This is a genomic window from Paenibacillus agaridevorans (genome assembly GCF_003112455.1).
GTDB classification, from domain to species: Bacteria; Bacillota; Bacilli; order Paenibacillales; family Paenibacillaceae; genus Pristimantibacillus; species Pristimantibacillus agaridevorans.
In genome coordinates, this window is the sequence record NZ_BDQX01000051.1 from 32,418 (window position 1) to 54,206 (window position 21,789).

Annotated in this window: 19 protein-coding genes and 1 riboswitch; of the genes, 6 read left to right on the forward strand and 13 right to left on the reverse strand. The window is 52.9% G+C overall.

Annotation, left to right across the window (positions count from 1 at the left end):
• Positions 1–11 precede the first annotated feature (11 nt).
• The 5 genes from PAT3040_RS05285 to PAT3040_RS05305 form a co-directional block, all read right to left on the reverse strand.
• Positions 12–1,394 (reverse strand): methyl-accepting chemotaxis protein, encoded by a 1,383-nt coding sequence (locus PAT3040_RS05285; protein ID WP_108991819.1) that lies wholly within the window; start codon positions 1,392–1,394, stop codon positions 12–14.
• A 168-nt stretch (positions 1,395–1,562) separates the two neighbouring features.
• Entirely contained in the window at positions 1,563–1,730 is a 168-nt protein-coding gene (locus PAT3040_RS36775; protein WP_179215971.1) for a hypothetical protein, read from the reverse strand.
• A 58-nt stretch (positions 1,731–1,788) separates the two neighbouring features.
• Positions 1,789–2,310: a 3D domain-containing protein gene (locus PAT3040_RS05290; RefSeq protein WP_108991820.1), complete on the reverse strand. Its 522-nt coding sequence runs from the start codon at positions 2,308–2,310 to the stop codon at positions 1,789–1,791.
• A gap of 66 nt (positions 2,311–2,376) precedes the next feature.
• Positions 2,377–4,311 carry a threonine--tRNA ligase gene (thrS, locus tag PAT3040_RS05295; protein WP_108991821.1) on the reverse strand — a complete coding sequence of 645 codons (1,935 nt, stop codon included), beginning with the start codon at positions 4,309–4,311 and terminating at the stop codon, positions 2,377–2,379.
• A 787-nt stretch (positions 4,312–5,098) separates the two neighbouring features.
• Positions 5,099–6,034: a putative sporulation protein YtxC gene (locus PAT3040_RS05305; protein ID WP_108991823.1), complete on the reverse strand. Its 936-nt coding sequence runs from the start codon at positions 6,032–6,034 to the stop codon at positions 5,099–5,101.
• Between the two features lie 173 nt (positions 6,035–6,207).
• Here PAT3040_RS05305 and PAT3040_RS05310 point away from each other — a divergent pair, with 173 nt between their 5' ends.
• Together PAT3040_RS05310 and PAT3040_RS05315 are read left to right on the forward strand one after the other, a co-directional pair.
• Positions 6,208–6,825, forward strand: coding sequence for a TetR/AcrR family transcriptional regulator (locus PAT3040_RS05310; protein ID WP_108991824.1), 618 nt, complete (start codon positions 6,208–6,210; stop codon positions 6,823–6,825).
• On the forward strand, positions 6,815–7,597 hold the full coding sequence (locus PAT3040_RS05315; protein ID WP_108991825.1) for an alpha/beta fold hydrolase: 783 nt from the start codon (positions 6,815–6,817) through the stop codon (positions 7,595–7,597). Before PAT3040_RS05310 ends, PAT3040_RS05315 begins: the two co-directional genes overlap by 11 nt.
• A gap of 658 nt (positions 7,598–8,255) precedes the next feature.
• Here PAT3040_RS05315 and mqnC read toward each other — a convergent pair.
• From mqnC to metA, 5 genes are all read right to left on the reverse strand, one after another.
• The gene (gene mqnC, locus PAT3040_RS05320) at positions 8,256–9,392 is read right to left on the reverse strand and encodes a cyclic dehypoxanthinyl futalosine synthase (protein ID WP_108991826.1); all 1,137 of its coding nucleotides are present in this window, start codon (positions 9,390–9,392) and stop codon (positions 8,256–8,258) included.
• Positions 9,393–9,538: 146 nt separating this feature from the next.
• Complete coding sequence (locus PAT3040_RS05325; protein WP_108991827.1) at positions 9,539–10,774, reverse strand: glycerate kinase; 1,236 nt, start codon at positions 10,772–10,774, stop codon at positions 9,539–9,541.
• A 162-nt stretch (positions 10,775–10,936) separates the two neighbouring features.
• A complete protein-coding gene (locus PAT3040_RS05330) occupies positions 10,937–11,833 on the reverse strand; it encodes an NAD(P)-dependent oxidoreductase (RefSeq protein WP_373863927.1) in 897 nt (298 codons plus the stop codon).
• Between the two features lie 362 nt (positions 11,834–12,195).
• A complete protein-coding gene (locus tag PAT3040_RS05335) occupies positions 12,196–13,356 on the reverse strand; it encodes an aminotransferase class I/II-fold pyridoxal phosphate-dependent enzyme (RefSeq protein ID WP_108991829.1) in 1,161 nt (386 codons plus the stop codon).
• Positions 13,357–13,504: 148 nt separating this feature from the next.
• Complete coding sequence (metA, locus tag PAT3040_RS05340) at positions 13,505–14,422, reverse strand: homoserine O-acetyltransferase MetA (protein ID WP_087572391.1); 918 nt, start codon at positions 14,420–14,422, stop codon at positions 13,505–13,507.
• A gap of 87 nt (positions 14,423–14,509) precedes the next feature.
• Positions 14,510–14,615: riboswitch (SAM riboswitch) on the reverse strand.
• Positions 14,616–15,037: 422 nt separating this feature from the next.
• On the opposite strand from metA, the gene corA reads away from it, so the two are divergent.
• The 4 genes from corA (at position 15,038) to PAT3040_RS05360 (ending at position 18,529) form a co-directional block, all read left to right on the forward strand.
• Positions 15,038–15,973, forward strand: coding sequence for a magnesium/cobalt transporter CorA (corA, locus tag PAT3040_RS05345; RefSeq protein ID WP_108991830.1), 936 nt, complete (start codon positions 15,038–15,040; stop codon positions 15,971–15,973).
• Between the two features lie 191 nt (positions 15,974–16,164).
• Complete coding sequence (locus PAT3040_RS05350) at positions 16,165–17,067, forward strand: LysR family transcriptional regulator (RefSeq protein WP_087572389.1); 903 nt, start codon at positions 16,165–16,167, stop codon at positions 17,065–17,067.
• An 11-nt stretch (positions 17,068–17,078) separates the two neighbouring features.
• On the forward strand, positions 17,079–17,888 hold the full coding sequence (locus PAT3040_RS05355; protein ID WP_108991831.1) for a histidinol-phosphatase: 810 nt from the start codon (positions 17,079–17,081) through the stop codon (positions 17,886–17,888).
• A gap of 332 nt (positions 17,889–18,220) precedes the next feature.
• Entirely contained in the window at positions 18,221–18,529 is a 309-nt protein-coding gene (locus PAT3040_RS05360) for a winged helix-turn-helix transcriptional regulator (RefSeq protein WP_087572396.1), read from the forward strand.
• A 63-nt stretch (positions 18,530–18,592) separates the two neighbouring features.
• Here PAT3040_RS05360 and PAT3040_RS05365 read toward each other — a convergent pair whose 3' ends face one another.
• From PAT3040_RS05365 to sdhB, 3 genes are all read right to left on the reverse strand, one after another.
• Positions 18,593–19,162, reverse strand: coding sequence for a PadR family transcriptional regulator (locus tag PAT3040_RS05365; protein ID WP_108991832.1), 570 nt, complete (start codon positions 19,160–19,162; stop codon positions 18,593–18,595).
• A 4-nt stretch (positions 19,163–19,166) separates the two neighbouring features.
• Entirely contained in the window at positions 19,167–20,735 is a 1,569-nt protein-coding gene (locus PAT3040_RS05370; protein ID WP_108991833.1) for an MDR family MFS transporter, read from the reverse strand.
• Positions 20,736–21,020: 285 nt separating this feature from the next.
• Positions 21,021–21,785 carry a succinate dehydrogenase iron-sulfur subunit gene (gene sdhB / locus PAT3040_RS05375; protein ID WP_087572385.1) on the reverse strand — a complete coding sequence of 255 codons (765 nt, stop codon included), beginning with the start codon at positions 21,783–21,785 and terminating at the stop codon, positions 21,021–21,023.
• Positions 21,786–21,789 lie beyond the last annotated feature (4 nt).

Sequence of the window (21,789 nt, forward strand, 5' to 3'; positions counted from 1 at the left end):
ATGAGTTATCGTTACCGGACCGACATATCCGCTCCGATCACGCCGATAACTTGTCCGCCGCCATCGCGGATCGGAACGGCTACCGTCACGCACAACTGCTTGGATATAGCGGAGACATAAACTTCGGAATGGAACGGCTGACCGGCTATCGCCCGCCTCCACCATTCTCTGTTTTTCGCGTTAAGCAGTCCAGCCTCAGGAAGCGAGAAAATAAAGGAGCCGTCCCCGCGGTTGGACCAGATGGCCTCGACTTCTGTTCGCGAAGCCAGCATCGCGGTCAGCTTGCGTTCATGCGCGGCTTCGACCAGCGCGGCGAGCTCCGGATCCGCCGCCGCACCGCTTAGCCATTGCTGTACGCCCGATATATTAACAGCTTCCGTGCTCCCGGAGCGCTTGATACCGATCCTTTCCACGGCTGTCGACAGGGCGGCGGAAGAGCGGCCGAGATTTACCCTCACCCGATCGAGCTTGCGCACCTGCTCTCGCTGTTTGTTCGCAAGCGCCAGCGTCTCGTCGACGCTGTTAATCGTTTCATTGACGGAGTTCACAACGTCCTTAAGCATTGCGGTAGAGCCGTTCATATGTATGGTCTGCTCGCTGCTGGCGGTGGCTGTTCGGCTAACCAGCTCGTCCACTTCCGTAATCTTCATAAAGATGGCGTCCATCCGCTGCTTGTTGACAGCCATCTCCGAGACGCTGCGCTCCACGGACTGCTTCTCGCGGTCGACGGCTTCGACGACCTGCTTGACCCCGCCTTCGATCTGCTCCACCATGCCGGTGGACCGTTTGACAGCATCCGCGCTTTGTTCGGCCAGCTTCTTGATCTGTGAGGCAACAACCGAGAAACCTCTGCCGTACTCCCCGGCATGCGCGGCTTCGATGGAGGCGTTAAGGGCTAGCAGGGAGGTCTGGGACACGATCTCGTGTATGAGGGCATTGATCTCGTTAATCTGTGACGTATGCTGAATAAGCTCCAGGATATGTTGCCCCATCGTTGCATTTTGTCGCTTAAGTTCATTCATGGCTTCATCGGTGTCAAGCAGCGAGCGGCAAACATCCAGCACAACTTCCTTCGTCTCCTTGCTCTTTTCGTTTAGATGCAAGGAAGCGCCGCTGATCTGCCCTGCTGCGGAAGCGACCTCCTGCAAGGAGGAGAACGCCTCCTCAATCCTGCTCATCGCGACGGAACTGGATAATCTGAGCTTTTGCTCCTGCGATTGCGAAGCGTCGGCAATAGACGTTAGTTGATCGATTGCGCCGTCTACCTCGTCAACCGCTGCCGTCAGTTGATCGGATATGACTACCGATTCATGGAGCAATATATTCATTTGGTCCTGCTTGGCGTCTTGGGAGTTAACGGTTGAACCCTTGGTGAACCAGCTTGCCGTTCGCATCCTTCTTCACCGCGCTTTCGTCGAATTATTGGATAGAGAATTAACCGATGTAAGGTTTCCCTACATTATATCCCTGTTTTCGACAATTGAAAAGAAAAAAGAGGCGCCGCAGGGGCTCCTCTTTCGTTTCTTTCATCATGTGCGCGGCCGGTAACGGCCAATCGCATGTTATTGGTTTTGTTGATTTTGCTGATTTTGTTGATTTACTTTTTGGTTTGCTGCTTTGCTGTTGGCAGCTTTAGCCTGATTTAACTCTTCAGCGAATTCAGCATCGAACTGATTGTTTTGAACTTGACCTTGACCTTGAGCGGCATTATTGTTTTTGTTTTTAGCCATTGTATTCACCTCCCCGTCCAAGTTTAGTATGGCTTCGCCACCGCAAACTATGCAGTCGTTAAGACTCCAAATACGCTTGCGGAATCGGCTTGCCGACTTGAACGGCTTGGTTGATGCTGTGCAGCCAGGACTCCGTCAACTTGCCATTGCCCCGTCTCAGCACCTGTACGCTGACACTCCGCTTCCCCCACTGTTCGTATACTTCCTTGATGGTCTCGAAATACAGATCGATACGCTTGCCCTTGATTGCCGAGCCCGTATCCGCCACGACGCCGTAGCCGTAGCCCGGAATATAAAGCAGCGTGCCAATCGGGAACAGTTTGGGATCCGCCGCGATGGTAGATACCTGGTCCCTTCGCACCTTCACGCCTGAATATGTGATGCCATAGCCGGGGTGGCCCGGACGTTTGCCCGTCGATTCCACGCCTGCCGTGTAGCCTGTCGCAACCACTTCGATCTCGGCCGGCGCCGCGCTTGCCGGTAGAGCAGCAATGGTCGAGGTCCAGACGACAACGACGGCGAGCCATACGAGAACGTTCCTGTTAGCCCATCTTAACCATAACAAAAAGCTTGTAGCCATCGGGATACTTTCCTCCTCAGAGGTAAGATTGCCCCAATGGCACAAGCTTTATTCGCTTATGTTTGGTTATTCCTTGGACGAAATTTGACCTTTTAGCAATGCGACGAGCTCGGATGTCGGCATCGACCCGATATCGCCTTCTCCTCGTTTCCGCACCGATACGGCTTCGGCTTGCATTTCGTTATCGCCGACAACGAGCATATAAGGAATTTTCTCCAGCTGCGCTTCCCGAATTTTGTAGCCCAGCTTCTCGTTGCGCAGATCGCTTTCGACGCGAATGCCGCCAAGTTGAAGCTGTTCTTCCACCTTGCGCGCATACGCCTCGTAAGCCTGCGATACCGGGATCACCTTCGCTTGAACAGGCGACAGCCAAAGCGGCAGCGCGCCAGCGAAGTTCTCGAGCAGGAACGCTGTCATACGCTCCATCGTACTGATAATGCCCCGGTGAATAACGACCGGACGGTGTTTCTTGCCGTCATCGCCGACGTATTCCAGCTCGAACCGCTCAGGCAGCAGGAAGTCCAGCTGCGCCGTGGACAGCGTCTCTTCCTTGCCCAGCGCCGTCTTGATCTGAACGTCAAGCTTCGGACCATAAAACGCCGCTTCGCCTTCCGCCTCAAAGAACGGAAGCTCGAGCTCTTCTACTACCTCGCGCAGCATACGCTGAGACATCTCCCACATTTCGTCGTTCTGGAAGTACTTCTCGGTATCTTGGGGATCGCGGTAAGAGAGACGGAAGCGGTATTCTTTGATGCCGAAGTCCTCGTACACCTTGCGGATCAAACCGACAACGCGCGCGAATTCTTCCTTGATCTGATCGGGTCGGCAGAAGATGTGGGCGTCGTTAAGCGTCATCGCGCGAACGCGGTGCAGGCCAGTCAAAGCGCCCGACATCTCGTAGCGATGCATCGTGCCCATCTCGGCGATCCGGATCGGCAGATCGCGGTAGCTGCGCATGTCGCTTTTAAAGACCATCATATGATGCGGACAGTTCATAGGGCGAAGGACCAGTTCCTCGTTGTCCAGCGCCATCAGCGGGAACATGTCCTCGCTGTAGTGCTCCCAGTGACCGGAGATCTTGTACAATTCCACGTTGGCAAGGACAGGCGTGTACACGTGCTGGTAGCCCAAGCTTTCCTCGAGATCGACGATATACCGCTCCATCGTTCTGCGTACCTTGGCGCCATTAGGTAGCCACAGCGGAAAGCCTTGACCTACTTCGCGAGAAAACGTGAACATCTTCAACTCGCGACCCAGCTTGCGGTGATCGCGTTTTTTCGCTTCCTCCAGGAAATGGAGATGCTCGTCAAGCTGAGCTTTCTTAGGGAACGCCGTTCCGTAGATACGCTGCAGCATCTTGTTCTTGGAGTCGCCGCGCCAGTAAGCGCCTGCGATACTCTGCAGCTTGAACGCCTTGATGCGTCCTGTAGACGGTAGGTGCGGACCACGGCACAAGTCGAAAAATTCGCCCTGATCATACAGCGTAATCTCGGCCTCCTCCGGCAAGTCGCGGATCAGTTCCAGCTTCAGATTATCTTCCAGTTTTGTAAAGATCGCCAGCGCTTCCTCGCGGCTGACGACACGGCGGCGGATATCCAGGTTTTCGTTTGCGATTTTGTTCATTTCCTTCTCGATACCAGCCAGATCCTCCGACGACAGAGTCTGCTCCATGTCGATATCGTAGTAGAAGCCGTCCTCGATCACCGGTCCGATGCCAAGCTTCACGGCTTTCTCGCCGTAGATGCGCTTTAACGCTTGCGCCAGGAGATGCGCCGTGCTGTGACGGTACACTTCAAGGCCGTCCGCGCCGTCAAGCGTCACGATCTCAATCGCAGCATCCTGCTCCAGCTTCGTATAGATGTCGACGACTTTGCCGTCGAGCTTGCCCGCTACGGCGTTTTTCTTCAGTCCAGGGCTGATGGAGCCCGCGATTTCTTCGATGGAGGAGCCTGCTTCGTATTCGCGCACGGCCCCGTCCGGTAACGTTACTTTAATGCTCATGTTCAACTTCCTTCCGGGTTCTGATAGGTATCAAGCATGGCAGTACGCCGACGCGCACAAAAAAAGCACCGCATCCCGCATAAGGGACGAGTGCTTGTGCTCGTGGTTCCACCCTACTTCGACCATTCGGCTCCACGCTGCAAGGTGCAGGCGGACGGACAGTCCTCGTATGATCTGGTAACGGAGATGTCCGGTACGGCTTACTGGCCACAAGGGCGGTTCAACCGTACAGCTATAGATGGGGTATATCCGACCGCGTCAGGAAGAAGCTTGCAGCCCAGGGCTTCTCTCTCTGCACAGGCGCCATGACGGATACTTGTCATCTGTCGTCGCTGTTAGACGTAACTATATGTCGTCATTATAGAACGTGCAGTCGGTCCCGGTCAAGCGGACAATTCAAATCGAAGTTTAAAAAGTCTGGTTTTCAGGACCGAGAAGATTGGACGAAGCTAGAAACTGAGGAGCGGAGCATAGCAGCGCTATGTGAGCACCTGCAATGTTTCCGGAGGAAACATACTTCGTAAGCATATGCTTAGTTTCGGCTGAGTTCAATATTCGACGTCGAATACGCTTCTCGAGATACTTCGTAATGGAAAGCGGACAATTCAAATTAAAGTTTAAAAAGTCCGGTTTTCAGGACCGAGAAGATTGGACGAAGCTAGAACCTGAGGAGCGGAGCGTAGCAGCGCTACGTGAGCACCGGAAGGTTCGGCTGAGTTCAATATTCGACGTCGAATACGCTTCTCGAGATGCTTCGTAATGCAAAGCGGACTTTTTAAACATCCTTTTAAGGCTGGATCCATTCGTCGAGGGTGCTGGCGCAGGAAGAACATTGCACGCATACGTTGACCTTGCCGTCGAAGATCGTCTCGATCGTGCGGATGACCTGCAGCTCCGGATGCCTCGTGTGGACCGTAATCTTTTTGGGAGACACGGAGATAAGCGAGCTGATCACCATGTCCTCGATGTTCATCTCCGTCTCCAGCATCTCAGCGACGATGCGGTCGGCCGGCGGCTTATGTTCCAGCGTCCGAAAGCTTTCGTCGTACATCGAGAAATCGTGACCGCCCTTATGCAGCAGATGAACAAGCGGCACTTTGGAGTCCTGCATCTGGACAAAATACTTCAGAAGCGAGATAAACTCCTGATATTGCTTGTCGAGCACATATTCGTCCAGAGCGTATTCCGCGATCTCGGCCAGCTCCGTACGATAGGCATGCAATCGGAACGTCGTGAAGCCCTGCAGTTGAAGCAACGTCTGATCCTGCAAATAAAGCTCCAGTTCCTCCGCGATTTTGCCTCTCCGGCGCAGTCTGTCGGCTTCGTGAAACTTTCCGCCGAGCCCGTCCCAATCTTTCCCTTGCAGGAGCTCATGGCAATACCGTTCGATGATGGCCGTGTCCATGGCTGGATTGTTGCGATGCTTGTGTCCTATAATGTCCGAGAGCATAGCAGGCTCCAACTGCTCGATAATGTAATCCGCAATGGCCCGAGAGGCGGATCTGTAGACGAATTGTCCGTGCAGCTTTAATTGAAACGCAGGCAGCACAGCCCGGCAGGTAATAATGCCGTCATCCAGCTCATATCGGGCAATTCCTCCCGACGCAGGATCTGCTTCCGTGTAATTATGTAATTCATCGTTCGTATGCTCCGTCATCAAGTCCAGCAACCGCTCGGCGGAATTATGCAGACTTGCCGGCAATGCCACTGTGAACAAGTCCATTCGCGCTCACCCCTTTCCTTCCGTTACAGTATATGGTCCCGAGAGTCCGTATATACAAAGAAGAGATTGGCAGCCTGGATCATTCGCAAATCTTGATTGGCATTCGGACTCATACTTTGTTATATTGATTAGTAAGTGATCAACCACTTATTAATGAACGAGGTGAATCATCGATGGCGAGACCGCGCGAATACAGCGACGAACGAATACTGGGAGGCATATACTCCGCTTTAGGCAAGTATGGGTACGCCAAGCTGACGCTTGACAATATCGCCAAGGAAATCGAGATTTCCCCAGCTGCGCTTTCCAAACGATTCGGATCCAAGAAATCAATGATCCTGTTTTATCTCGAGACCGTTAATGAAGGGATGTCTGCAAAGTTCGCCGAATTACGCCATTCGCAGAACGGCAGCCTTCAGTCGCTGCGAACGATGTTCGAGGACGCCGTCATGAAAGTGGACGATCCCGTCATGCTCGCTAACTTGACATCCGTCTATATTGAAAGCGTGTCGGATCCCGAACTGCTGGACCGTTCGAGGCGGAGGCTGCGGATTATCGACGAGACGGTCCAATATTTTATCGGTCAAGCGTTGGATCGCGGCGAATTGCGATCGGATAATCCGGAGGCGCTGGCAAGAGTTTTGCAATCGGCTATTGCGGGCTCGCTCTTGATTAGACTTAACGACGATACGCAGCCGCTTAAAAATTGGGTGGAAGAATGTTTCGCTGTGGTGCTGAAGTCCACACCCGCTGCCGCTCCGACCGGAAAGGAGGATCCGCATGCCCGTTAGCCGCATTAACGGTACCGATATCTATTACGAAGTGACAGGCACAGGGACGCCAATCGTGTTCACGCATGGGCACTCCATGTATCGCAAGCAATGGGAGCCTCAAGTAGCGGCCTTATCGTCCCGCTATCAGAGGATTGTCTGGGATGTGCGCGGCCATGGCGACTCCGGCTTGCCGCCTGGAGAGGTCGACTCCGAGGATTTCAGCCGGGACCTGAAGGGACTGCTTGATCACCTGGAGCTCCGATCCGCCGTTCTGTGCGGCTTATCCATGGGCGGACATATTTCGCTGCAAACAGCCGTACGATATCCGGATTACGTGCAGGGACTTATTCTCATCGGTACGCCATTCACCAATACATTTAACCGTTTCGAACGATATGCCGCTCCGTTCAGCCAGTTTTTTCTTCGTTACCTCCCCTTCGGACAAACGGCGAAATGGACGGCAAGCGCCATGTCTAGCCATAATCCATCCAATCGCGACTTCGTGCTTGAGTCTTTCGGCAAGATGACGAAGGATGGATTCCTGCGGCATTGGAGCGGCAATTTGCGCATGGAAAGCAGGGACGATCTTCATCGAGTAGCTTGCCTGACATTGATTCTGCATGGAGAGCATGACAACATGGTCGGCAGGCAGCAGCCTTATTTGCGGGAGCACATACGCAGGGCCAACTTTCATTCGATTCCGAACGCCCACCATCTGACGAATCGGGATAATCCCGAAGCCGTCAATCGTCACATCGAAGAGTTTATGATGCGGCTAACGCAAGTCTAATGAAATATCCAAGCACACAAAGGGCTTGTCCGAGATGTGAACTTTTAAGGTAGCCCCGTTGTCCTTATGGCTCAAATATATGAGTAGGCTTGAATACAAAAATAAACAAAAGTAGCTTCACCGGGGTACGTGTGTATGAAAATGCATACACAATCAACCAAACAGGCCGGCATCTGGCCAAACGTGTATGAAAATGCATACACAATTCACCAAACAGGCCGCATCTGGCCAAACGTGTATGAAAATGCATACACAATTCACCAAACAGGCCGGCACCTGGACAAACGTGTATGAATATTCATACACAATTCACCAAACAGGCCGGCACTTGGAATAATGGCTATCCAAAAAGTCAATGAAATCGGAATGCCGGACGCCCCGTTTTGGTTTAATGTTAAGTGGCAGGCATCCGACTCGCCACTTTCCTGAAAAAGCAGGTACACAAAAAAGTTGGACGGAAGATTTTTCCGCCCAACTTTTTATTTTTGAGACTTATTGGACAGCCCCGTTTAAGCTTTCGCCTGAATTTCTTAAGTCTCTACTTCTTAAATTTAGATTTCAAAACCACGATTAAACCGCCGATACAAATGCCAACTATGGCCCAACCTGCAATAAACAATACTGACTCCATGGTTCATGCCCCTCACTTGGCACAATATTAGTTTTGCATGACAAAGTCCTTATCGGCCTTGTCGGCCTCGTGGAACATGCGCAAAATATTGTATTTGGTATCGCGCTGCGCCGGGATTTTGCCGGATTCGCGGATCAGTTGCAGAATCAGCTCGATGTTTACCTTATGTGTCGTGCCTGCAGCCGATACAACATTCTCCTCAATCATCGTGCTTCCGAAGTCGTTGCACCCGTAAGATAACGACAGCTTGCCCATCTCCGGCCCCATCGTGACCCAAGAGGATTGGAAGTTCGGAATGTTGTCCAACATAATGCGGCTTACCGCCACGATACGGAGATATTCCTCCGGCTTTGCCTTCTCGAGCTTGAGATTCGTATTATCCGGCTGAAACGGCCAGGAGATGAAAGCCAGGAAGCCCGGCGAAGGATAACCCATCGCTTTTACTTTATCCTGCTCGTCCCGGATTCGCATCATATGAAGCGCACGTTCCTCGATCGTCTCGCCAAGGCCGTACACCATCGTCGCGGTTGTATTCATGCCGTGTCGATGGGCGGAGTTCATCACGTCCATCCAATCCGTCCAAGAGCCCTTCATCCGACTGATCTTTCTGCGCGTACGGTCATCCAGAATTTCGGCGCCGCCTCCGGGCAGCGAGTCCAGTCCAGCCGCATGCAGCTGAGCAACGACCTCGTCGAGAGACAGCCCTTCGGACACCACCTTCATCTTTTGAATCTCCGCCGGCGAAAAGGAATGCATCGTAATGTCGGGGAACCTCGCCTTGATTTTGCGAAGCAGATCGGTGTAATAAGTGAATGGCAGGTTAGGATTCGTGCCGCCTTGCATCAAAATTTCCGTGCCGCCGACGTCGATCGTCTCCTGAATTTTGCTCAGGATGACCTCATCGTCAAGCACGTAGCCTTCCTTGGAGTTCGGTGCGCGGTAGAACGCGCAGAACCGGCAATAAACATCGCATACATTCGTATAGTTAACGTTCCGACCGACCACGAAGGTCGTTATCGGCTCGGGGTGGCGCCTCAACATTAATTCGTTCGCAACGCGGCCCATCTTCTCGATCTGATCGGAGGCAAGCAGCTCCATGCCTTCCTCCTGACCGATACGCTCACCGCGCAAGGCTTTATCCAATATTCGGTCGATTGTGCTCATTCGCCTTCATCTCCCCCATCCGTGATAGTCATAATACTTAATCCTACCACACATTCGCGGGGCTAGCTATCATTCTGGGCGAAGGCAATCGTGACAAATTAGAGACAGAAATCAATAGAATGGATTAGTTGCCCTCCGCAAAACAGCTATGATTGCCTAGCTGCTTCCGCGGAGCGAATGAGTCGAAACGTCTCTCCGACTGCCAGCTTTAACAGAGGTCCGGCTTGCTCTATGCATTGTTCCAGCTTTGCGGGTTCCTTCACGATGGAGAAGCAGCCCGCGAAGTGCGGAGCCAGATCCGTAATACCGTCCCCCAGGCTGCCCGACATAAGAATACAGCGTGCTCCGGACTGCCGCGCGGCTTCGGCGACTCGCATGGGCAGCTTGCCATGCAGCGTCTGCCGGTCGCTCCTGCCTTCGCCAGTTACGATCCAGTCGGCGCCGCTCGCCCTGTCCGCGAACCCCGCTCGGGACATCATCCAATCCGCGCCGCTTGCCGCTTCTCCCCCGAGTGCCATGAGGGCGAAGCCAAGGCCTCCGGCGGCGCCGGCGCCGGGCCTGTCCCGTAGGAGCGTCCGCGAATGCGAGCTTGATTGCGATTGCGAAGCCGCTTGCAGCTGCATCTTTGCCACATGCCGACTTTGATAGGACGGCAGTTCCTCAAGCGCCTCTTCCAGCAAAGAGCCGTACAACAACATCGCTTGATCCAGCGGAGCCGCCAGTTCTTCCGTAACGCCTTTCTGCCTGCCGTATATGTACGTGGCGCCAAGCTCGCCGCATAACGGATTATCGACGTCGGTTGCGATCGTAATCCGGCATTCGGATAACCGTTCGTCCAGTCCCGCCAGCGACATGGACGCCAGCTTCAGCATGTCGCCTCCGGAGCCGTTCAATCTGTTCCCCTCAGCATCGAGAAACTCGGCGCCAAGCGCGGCAAGCATACCCATTCCGCCATCATTGACAGCGCTGCCGCCCAGCCCGACCGCGAAGCGCCGTATGCCCATGTCCAGCAGTTCCGTAATAACCTCGCCGATTCCGGTCGAAGTGGCCGCAAGCGGGTCCAAACTGCCTGCCGGCATCATCGTAAGTCCGCATATCGAAGCGGATTCCAACACAGCCGTCCTTTCTCCGTCTCTATCGGGAATCAACGCGACAGGACTATTGACGGACTCTCTCAGCGGACCGGATGTCCGCAAATTGATGAGCTCGCCCTTTGAGGCATACGCGACGGCCTCAACCGTGCCTTCGCCGCCATCCGCTAGTGGAATGACGTCGCATTCCGCGTCGGGATTGATCTCCCGAATGGCTTCGGCCGCGATGGTTCCCGCATCCAGCGAGCTTAAGCTCCCCTTGAACGAATCAAAAGCCAGCAGTACCTTCATCTCAACACTCTCCCGTTTCTTATGCTCCTTGCCTGACGAGCAACGTCGACAAGCTCACCTTTGCTTGACGCTTGGCGCTTTCGATCGCGCCAGTATCAATCATCGCCACGCTTGATTAAAGCGCGTATCGGCAGCTGCTTCTTCCCGGTTCCTCCCAGTTTGTCAGTCCCAAGCCAGGTACAACGCATGCGTCCCCTTGTCCGCAAGTCCGGCATCCGCCAGACGTCCATAGAGTTCCTTTGCCAGCGACAATCCCGGAAGCTCGATGCCCATCTCCGCCGCAGCGTCCAGCGCGATCCCCATATCCTTAATAAAATGTTTTACAAAGAAACCCGGCTCGAAATTGCCGGCAATGACGCGCGGAGCCAAATTCGAGAGCGACCAGCTGCCCGCCGCTCCGGATTCGATGCTGCGAAGCACGCTCTCCAAATTCAGGCCCGCGTGTTTGGCGTATACAAGCGCCTCGCAGACGCCGATCATATTGGAAGCGATCGCGATCTGATTGACCATCTTCGTATGCTGGCCCGCTCCGGGGCCTCCTTGCAGCACGATGTTTTTGCCCATGAGCGACAGAAGCGGCTGCACCTCCGTAAAGGCGGCCTCGTCCCCCCCCACCATGATCGACAGCGCCGCGTTGCGCGCTCCGATATCGCCGCCCGAAACGGGAGCGTCGAGGGAATGTTGACCTGCAGCGGCCGCAGCTTCGTGAATGCGAACGGCAAGCGCGGGGCTGGAGGTCGTCATATCGATCAAGTAGGTGCCCGGCTTGGCCGATCCGATAATGCCGCGTTCGCTCAAGTAAATATCCTCAACGTCGCTCGGATAACCGACGATCGTAATAATGGCGCCGCAAACCGAAGCCAGCTCGCCCGGCGAATCATGCCAAACCATGCCCAGTTCCAGCAGCTCTGCCGCCTTCTCCTTCGTTCTCGTATAAATATGAACCTCGTAACCTCCGTTCAGCAGATGTTTCGCCATGCTGCTGCCCATAACGCCCGTTCCGACAAAACCAACCTTGGTCGCGGCAGGACTGATCGCCATCGCTATCCTCTCCTTTATCCAATCATTCTCGAAGTCATTGCTAACTTTCGTCTATTATCAGGCTAGCTTGACCGCTTCCCTTACGTCAAGTCGTTTCACCGTAAATCTCGGTCCCCAGTCCGCATATTCGTACTCGTACTTGAAAGGCAACCCTGCGCCTTTTCCAGTTTCCCAAGGTCCGTTAGATTCTGGGCCGATCCATATTCTATAGGTGTAACACCGTTCGTTATCCACCTTCGAAATGTTGCATCATTTCTTAAACGATAACAAAAGCCGCCCGGAAGGGCGGCTGCATATACTTTTTAAATGTTCATATAAAAGAGCTTGTCCAGGAGAGCTCATATCTTGCACTTGCTCCAATGCGGCTCTCTATTGCCCCACTATTGCTCCTCGATCTCCAGCTTCGCCGCGTCGAGCGCCTGCGACAGGTCGGCAATGAGATCCTCGACGTGCTCGATGCCGACGGAGAAACGAAGGAGTCTGTCGTCAACGCCGACAGCCTTGCGTATTTCTTCGGGAATGTCCGCATGCGTCTGCATAGCCGGGTACGTCATCAGCGATTCCACGCCGCCCAGGCTCTCCGCGAACGCGATCAGCTTGATATGGCGGAGGATCGGCTCGACATACCGGGCGTCCTTCAGACGGAACGAGAAGATGCCGGTGTTGCCGGAGGACTGGCGATTTTGAACGTCATGTCCGGGATGATGCTTCAACGCCGGATAATACACTTCCTCGATCGCCGGATGCTCCATCAGATATTCAGAAATTTTCGTCGCGTTGAATTGATGGCGTTCCATCCGCAGAGCGAGCGTCTTCATGCCTCTCATTAGCAGCCAGGAATCCTGAGGCCCCAATACGGCTCCGATGGAGTTGTGAAGAATGGCCATCTCCTTCGACAGCTCCTCGCCCTTCGTCACGATCAGTCCCGCCAGAACGTCGTTATGTCCGCCGAGATATTTGGTCGCGCTATGTACGACAATGTCCGCGCCAAGCTCGATTGGGCGTTGCAAGTAAGGCGTTAGCAGCGTATTGTCCACAATGGTCAACAGTCCTTTTGACTTCGCCCAGTTGCACACCCGCTCTAGGTCCGTAATCATCATGAGCGGATTGGTCGGCGTCTCGATCAAGACCGCCTTCGTGTTTTCTTGCAGCAGAGAAGACATGCCGTCGATATCGTTCGTGTCGACATAGGATGCCGTGACGCCAAATCGCTTCATAACTCTCTCGAGCAGACGGTACGTTCCGCCATACAGGTCTAGCGATACGATCAGATGATCGCCCTGACTAAAGTAAGCGAAGATCGTCTGCAAAGCCGCCATGCCGGAGCTGCAGGCGAATGCCGCATCTCCGGATTCCAGCTGAGCTGCCGCTTCCTCCAGCACCGAACGCGTCGGGTTTTTCGTGCGGGAATAGTCGAAGCCCGTGCTTTGCCCCAATTGCGGATGGCGAAATGCTGTGGATTGATAGACGGGAAAGCTGACCGCTCCCGTTACAGGCTCCTTGATGGAGCCGATTTGCGCCAATTGACTTTCGATTTTCATCTGTACGTCGCAACTCCCTTACATATCGAATTGAGGTACCTCTACCCCTGCCTCTCGAAAATGAGCGGCTTAGCTTTGAAGCTAAGCCGCTTCGGAAGCAAGGTTGTTTTTATCGCCAAAAAGAATGATCTTCTTTGCGCTTAAAATCTCAGATGCCCGCGCCCAGCTCGTAAGGCGTCTGCTGGTATACGTAATAGTTCAACCAGTTGGAGAAGAGCAGATTCGCGTGAGCCCTCCATGTCGACAATGGCACCCGGTCCGGATTATCGCCCGGGAAATAATTGCGCGGCAGCTCGATGTCCATGCCCTTTGCCACGTCGCGATCGTATTCGAATTTCAACGAATTCGGATCGTATTCGGAGTGACCCGTTACGAAAATTTGGCGGCCGTCGCGCGAGGCGACGATATAGATGCCGGATTCTTCGGATTCCGACAGAATCTCCAGCTTTTCGACGGCTTCGATATCTTCGCGGCGAACCTCCGTATGGCGCGATTGCGGAACGTAGAACAGCTCGTCAAACCCTCTCAACAGCGACACGTTGCGTTTTTCGACGGTGTGCGGGAAGACGCCGAATATTTTGGCATCCAGATTGTACTTCGGCACTCCGAAGTGATGGTACAAGCCCGCCTGCGAGGCCCAACAGATATGAAATGTCGATGTGACATGGGTTTTGGTCCACTCCATGATTTCCTTTAATTCTTCCCAGTAGTTCACTTCCTCGAACGGCAGATGCTCTACCGGAGCGCCCGTGATGATCATGCCGTCGAAATAATAATGCGCAATTTCGTCGAACGTTTTGTAGAACGACTGCAGATGCTCTGCCGACGTGTTCTTCGAAGTATGCGTACGGGGATGGAGAAGCACAACCTCGACTTGAAGCGGCGTGTTGCCGATTAGGCGAAGCAGCTGCGTCTCTGTCGTTTCCTTGGTCGGCATGAGGTTCAATATCGCGATTCGAAGTGGACGAATATCCTGGTGGTAAGCCACGCTCTCGTCCATGACGAAGATGTTCTCGTTGTTCAGTATTTCCTTTGCTGGCAAGTGATCCGGCACTTTAATCGGCATATTGATTCCTCCTTGGTGTGCGAGCAACAAAAAAGACCCCTTCTGCGTGAGAAAAGGTCGTCTGCTCGGTAAAGAAGCCGTCTCCCTTTCTCATCTCTCAGAAACATTACGTCTCCGCAAGAATTAGCACCGTGCTATTACGCCGGTTGCCGGGCTTCATCGGGCTGGTCCCTCCGCCTGCTCTTGATAAGAAAGTAGTCTATTCAATTGTTGCTTGCTTAATTAACTTACACTTTAATGCATTCCGTTATTCCCGTCAAGAGCCTCTTTTGCATATGCTGGTATTCGGTAAGTCTTCCCTCGGCATAGGCGCTATTGTTAAGGCATTATTAATCCTTGAATGTTGTCTTCCCACCGGAGTATACTAGACAAGAATTGGACCTGTATTCGACAAAATAAAGGAGTGTATGGCGATTATGGAAGGCGATAGACCAGAGCCCGAACCGAACCCCAGCAAGGAAGCCGGCTGGATGTCCCAAGCGAAGCAATGCCCCTTCGATTACCCATACGCTCCGACTTGATCTCATATATCCCGGAATGTAAGGCGTAATGAAGTGCCGCAGACCTCTCTTTGGCGCCAACCTGCCTCCTGCCACACGAGAGGAGTAACAGACGATGAAAATCAGACATGTAAAAAACGGCGTGTTCACAACCGTCGACAATATTGAAGAAACGCTCGTCGCGCCTTCGGAAGGATTTTTTTGGATCGACGCCGATGTGGAGGATCTTGCCGTCCTGCAGCCCCTGTTCGGCATGCACGACCTCGCTGTCGAGGATTGCCTGCAAGAAGAGGAGCAGCGTCCCAAGATCGAAATATACGAAGCTCATTATTTTATTGTTATTAACAGCATCCGATTTGACGATGAAGAAATTTTCCTACGCGCTCTTAACATCTTCCTGGGCCAACATTATATCATTACGGTCACGAAGCAAAAAATCAACGAGCTCCGTACAGTAAAGCCGATTTTATGGGAGCAAGAGGTCTGTCGCCCGGATCAGTTTCTGTACTACCTGGTCGACCTTGTTGTCGACAGCTACTTCTCTGTCGGCGACCGTATCGATAACCGGATCGAAACGTTAGAGGAAGATATTCTGATGCATACCAAGAAGTCGCATCTTAACGAAATTATCGGTCTGCGCGGTGAAATCCTTTGGGTAAAGAAGGTGCTGGGTCCTCAGCGCGAGGTCATCTTTACGCTCAACAAAAAAGAATTGAAGCTGATCGACGACCAATTGCAGAAGTACTTCAGAGACGTATACGAGAATTCGCTAAAGATCGCGGAGTCGTTCGAAACCTATCGCGACCTGATGGGCAACTTGCGCGAGGCGTATCAGTCCAGTCTATCCAGCAGGGCGAACGAGATCATGCGCGTGTTTACAGCGATTACGACCATCTTTATGCCCCTTACTTTCCTGACGGGCATCTACGGGATGAACTTCGACGCGATACCGGGCATCCATTATCGTTACGGCGCCTATGTCCTTCTTGGCATTATGCTCCTGCTGGGATGCAGCATGTACTTCATCTTCCGCAAAAAAGAATGGCTCTAGCAGCACTGCTGCTGGAGTTTTTTTATTTCTCCCGGAATTAAACTTACTGAACCACCGCCAAGGATAGCGCCGGACGTTTCACCTCGGTTTAAGGATCATTTCCCCTTTTGCCGAAATCCGCGGTTGTAAGTTATAATAGATAATTATGCCCAGTGACATTCGGCAATGTCGAAAGGGGGAATCAACTGGACATGAACATGAGTCAGCTGGAAACCTTGCTAACCATATCCAAGACAATGAGCTTTCGCAAGGCAGGGGAACTGCTTAATTTGACTCAGCCTGCAGTATCAGCGCAAATCAAAAGTCTGGAGGACGAATTCAAGACGATTTTGATCGATCGTAATCAGCCCGTAACGCTTACGGATCACGGACAAGTATTCCTGGAGCATGCCGAGCGCATACTGGACATCGTCGAGGAGCTTAAACAGAAGCTCGATGATCTCAATCAGACGCCTCAGGGCCATATTACGTTAGGCACCACATCATCCATCGCCATTCAAATATTGCCACGCGTCTTATCGTACTTCCAGAACCAATATCCGCAGATCAAGACAACCATTCATACAATGCCTTCCTCACAGGTCATGGCCAGCGTGGAGAACGGATCCGTTGACGTAGGAATTACTTATCTGACGGAGAAAACGCCAAGTGTTGCTTCCTCCGTTCTTTATTACGACACTTTCGAGCTCGTCGTATCGCCTGATCATCCCATGAGCACTCTAACTCATACAACGGTCGACAAGCTTAAGGACATACCCATGATTATGCTGGCGCCGGATACGCTCGGACGGCGGTTTGTGGATGCAATCTTCCGCAAGTACAACATCGTGCCCAATATTGTCATGGAGCTGTCGAGCAGCGAAGAGATCAAGCGAATGGTCGAGATCGATCTCGGCGCCGCGATCGTATCGAAGCTGTCCATCCCATCGGAACTGAAGCGCGGCACGCTCAAGCTCATCAAGGTTCACGAGCTCGAGACAACCCATCCAGTAGGCGTCGTCTACAAGTCGGGCAAATATTTAAATACCGCCATGATGCAATTTCTGAGTGATCTGAGAGGCATGCCGGAACATCAATTCATCAGCAGCGAGTAGGAGTGATATCTGTGAAATTCGATCTACATACCCATCATATTAGATGCGGACACGCAGACGGCAATATCGAGGACTATATTCTGGCCGGCATCGAAGCCGGCTTGCAGGTAATCGGCATATCGGATCATTCTCCTTACTTCTATCACGAAGAAGATCAGCCGTCTCCCGGCATTGCAATGGCCAGAAGCGACTTCGCGAATTATGTGGACGAAGTGCTGCGGCTCAAGCATAAATACGAGGGACGGATCGAAGTGCTGCTCGGGATGGAATCTGACTTCTTCCCGGAATTCGCGGATGATTATCGAAGAGCGTACGACGGAGTCCCCTTCGACTACTTGATCGGCTCGGTACATCAGGTCGGAGGCGTCAGCATCTTCAACCGCAATCGCTGGAACAACCTTCGCCAGTCCATGCACGTCGCGGAGAAAACAAGCTATTACGATCTGATCAGCCAATCCGCCCGAAGCGGCATGTTCGACATTTTGGGCCATATTGACGCAATGAAGGGATATTACCCCGACTTCTCCCATATCCCCGCCCACGATGCCATCGATGATTGCTTGAAGACGATTGGAGAATGCGGCGTTTCCATCGAGATCAATACATCGGGAAGCACCAAAGATGTCGGCGGATGGTATCCTTCCGACGAAATCCTGGAGCGTGCGCTGCACTTCGGCGTAGGCGTAACGTTCGGCTCCGATGCCCACGTTCCAAGCCGGGTCGGCGACGAATGGGATCTTGTGGCAAAACGGCTGAAGGAGATCGGCTTCAAGCAGTGGCAGTTCTACAGAAAACGCAAGCCCGTCGCGGTTCCTCTTTAATAAAGGAATGGACGATTAACAAGCCGGATGCAAGGGCATTGCCTTGTGCATTCGGCTTTTTCGCGAGCATGGGATGGCTCGCATATGGGCAAAAAAAAGCGGACCCGCCAGCGGCAGGTCCAAATTGATATATGAAAAGGGGGTCTTGCAACTATAATACCCCCGGCATGTAATGGGCGTGTCACAGCAAGATTTCAATTGTGTAACAAATTTCGGAAGCGTGGATTATGCCACCATCGTTATGGACCGCTATCGGCGGCGGAATTTGATGGCACTTACTTTTTGTTCGTATATATGATACAATAGGAGTTACAAAAAGCGGGGTGATTTCGGTGGATTATTCGACAATGTGCCCAAGATACGAAGCAGCGGCCGATTTGTTAGGCAAGAAGTGGACAGGACGAATTATACGGGTATTGCTGGGCGGTCCGAAACGATTCAAGGACATGAAAGAGCAAATTCCCGAGATGAGCGATAAAATGTTGACCGATCGAATGAAAGAGCTGGAAACGCTTGGCATCGTAAACCGCCATGTGTACCCGGAGATGCCGGTAAGGATCGAATACGAGCTGACGGCCAAAGGCCGCGACCTGCAGCCCGTCATCGAATCGATTCAAGCTTGGGGCGAGCAATGGATGTAAAATCTTTGTACGCTTTAACCGCCAAGGACAATGTCCCCGGCGGTTTTTTCGTTTTTATTCCGGTCAGGAATCCGGGCTTGGAGGCTTCGGCTCGAATAGCCTGCCATTCTTGGCCTCTGCAATAACTTCCTCCAGCCATTCCTTCTCGGCCAGACTTAACTTCAGAATACCTCGAAGCAGATGGACAGAACCGCGCGGCAGCGTCCCAGCCTTGAGCTGCTGAACGGCCTCCATCATCGAAATTCTTTCTTTACACGCCTCCAGCTGCGTCTCCAAGCAACGAAGCGCTTCTGTATGATCGCTGTTCCGTATAAACGGCAGTGCAGAGAGCACTGGATGCTGAGGGAAGGCCGTCTCCCCTAACTGCTTGTTAAGCATCTTCACCAGAGTCTCACGGCCTTTGTCGGTAATCCGGTAAATCGTTTTGTCCGGTCTGTTTTGGCCGGGTGCTTGTACGATCTCCACCGCTTCGATAGAGCCCTCTTGGCATAACTGGTCGACGGCATAATACAACGATCCGTCGCGCACGTTAAAGGTGACATGCCAATTCCGCGCTTTGATCGTCTGTCGAATATCGTAGGGATGACGATCCCGTTCCATCATTAGTCCCAGCACGAGCAGCTTTACCGACATGCCCTTACCCTCTGCGCAGCGATGGTTTCGGCGGACGTCCGCCGCCCTCTTGGCCGGATGTGGATGGGGACGGCGCAGCTTGCGACCTGGCGCTTCCCATTAAAATCGCGAATACCAGCGCGGCGATAGGCAAAATAACAGACCATTGGAACACATGGACGATGGATTCGGCGAGCTTGCCAAGCAAGGAGGCCACGATCTCTTGGCTGAGCCCCATCTGGCTCTGAACCACAGGATCCAGCAGCGCTTGACCGCCTTTGATCTGTTCGGCGATCTCGGGGCTAATATTCGGCACCTCTTGCAAACCCGATTGGAAGCTCAGCTTCTGGATAACGCCGAATACGGTGATGCCAAGAGCAGAGCCGATCGTCCGGAAGAAGGTAATCAGGGAGGTTGCCGATCCCTTGGATTGCGGCGGCACGGAGCTTAGCGCCGATATATTGAGCAGCGAGAAAGATACGCCCATGCCCAGACCTACGACGATCATATACATGGTGATAACGCCTCTGCTCGTCCCCGCATCCATTCCGTACCCGAGCAGCAACGTGCCTGCAAGAAGCGTCAAGCCGGAGATGACCATTACGTTGCGAAACTTGAATTTGTCAGCCACGCGCCCGCCGATCTGGCTGCTCAATACGACCGCCAGCATCATCGGAATCAGAACGGTGCTTGTTTCCGTAGCAGATTTGTTAAATACCCCTTGAATAAAAATCGGGATATACGTCGCTCCTGCGATCATGACACCGCCATAAAGCAAGCTGATCATCATGCTGCTGGTAAAGACCCGCCTTCCGAACAAGCCAAGGTTGACGATGGGATCCTTGGCCTTGGTCTCCGCGTACAAGAACAGCGCAAGCAACACGCCCGCGCCCGCAAACAACCCGATCGTTTGCAGCGAACCCCAAGCCCAGCCTTCCGTCCCTCCGAGCTCCAGTCCGAACATTAGCAGCAGAATGGATATGGTGAGCAGAATCGCTCCCGCCCAGTCGATATGCTGTTTTTTCGATGATTTGGTCTCGTGGTACGCCTTAAGTATAAACGCGAACGCGAGCAGGCCGATAGGCACGTTAATGTAGAAAATCCAGCGCCAGCTGAAGTTATCCGTTATCGCCCCGCCCATAATGGGACCGAATACGCTCGATATGCCAAACACGGCGCCGAATAATCCCATCATTTTGCCGCGTTTTTCCGCGGGGAACATCTCGAAAATAATCGTAAACACGATCGGCATGACGGCTCCGCCGCCAATCCCTTGAATCGCGCGGAAAATAATGAGCTGCTCCATGTTCATCGCCATTCCGCACAGAATGGAACCTACCACGAACAGTCCCAAACCAAGCAGGAAGAACTTGCGCCGCCCGTACATATCCGATAACTTCCCGAAGATCGGCGTCGCCACGACCATCGCGATCATGTAAGCCGAATATACCCATATAAAATATTCAAAGCCGCCTAGCTGCTTGATAATCGTCGCCATCGCGGTAGAGACGATCGTCTGGTCCAGCGATGCCATAAACAGGCCTAACATCAGGCCGGCTACGACCAGTTTCGTATTGCTTTTGTTTGCGTCCATCCTCTCACCTTTCCTTCATCGTTATCTCTTGATTATCCTTTCGTAATTATACTCAAATTTGAGCTATTTTCAACCTCAAATTTGAGTAAACAGTTTGTAAACCTTCGGTTCCCGATTGACAACAGGGTCGGTTTTTATTATGATGAAATCAACTATTGATAATAGTTATCAATATCAAATAGAGATATCGCCCCATCCAAAAGAGCCCCGCAGCGGGTATCCGCATGCGAGGCTTGTGATCCGGCAGCTCGTGCTTAAGAGCTCCGCTTTTGTATGAAGGCTAGATTACATGCCAAGCCATTTCTTAAAGAGATGCGTGGTGGTGTCTTTGTTCATCGCCGCGATGGAAGTCGTCAGCGGAATGCCCTTCGGACAGGAACGCACGCAGTTCTGCGAGTTGCCGCAGCCTTCAATGCCTCCGTCCGTCATCAACGCGTCCAGACGTTCGTGCTTGTTCATCTCGCCCGTCGGGTGAGCGTTGAACAGGCGAACCTGCGAGATGGCTGCCGGACCGATAAAGCTGTTCCGATCATTGACGTTCGGGCAAGACTCCAGGCAAACGCCGCAAGTCATGCACTTCGACAGCTCGTACGCCCATTGGCGCTTCGATTCCGCCATGCGCGGACCGGGACCCAGATCGTACGTTCCGTCGATCGGAATCCATGCTTTAACCTTTTTCAAGGCGTTGAACATACGTTCACGGTTGATGACGAGATCGCGTACAACCGGGAAGGTGCGCATAGGCTCCAGACGAACGGGCTGTTCCAGCTGATCGATCAAGGCGCTGCACGCTTGGCGCGGCTTGCCGTTGATGACCATGGAGCAAGCGCCGCACACTTCTTCCAGACAGTTGGATTCCCAGCATACCGGCGAAGTTTTGACGCCGTCCGCAGTCGTAGGATTACGTTGAATTTCCATCAAGCCGCTGATGACGTTCATGTTCGGGCGATAGGGCAGCTCGAACTCTTGCGTGTACGGCTTGGATTCCGGCGTATCCTGGCGGGAAATAATAAACTTGACGGTTTTGGATGCTACAGTCGTTTCGGCCATCGTT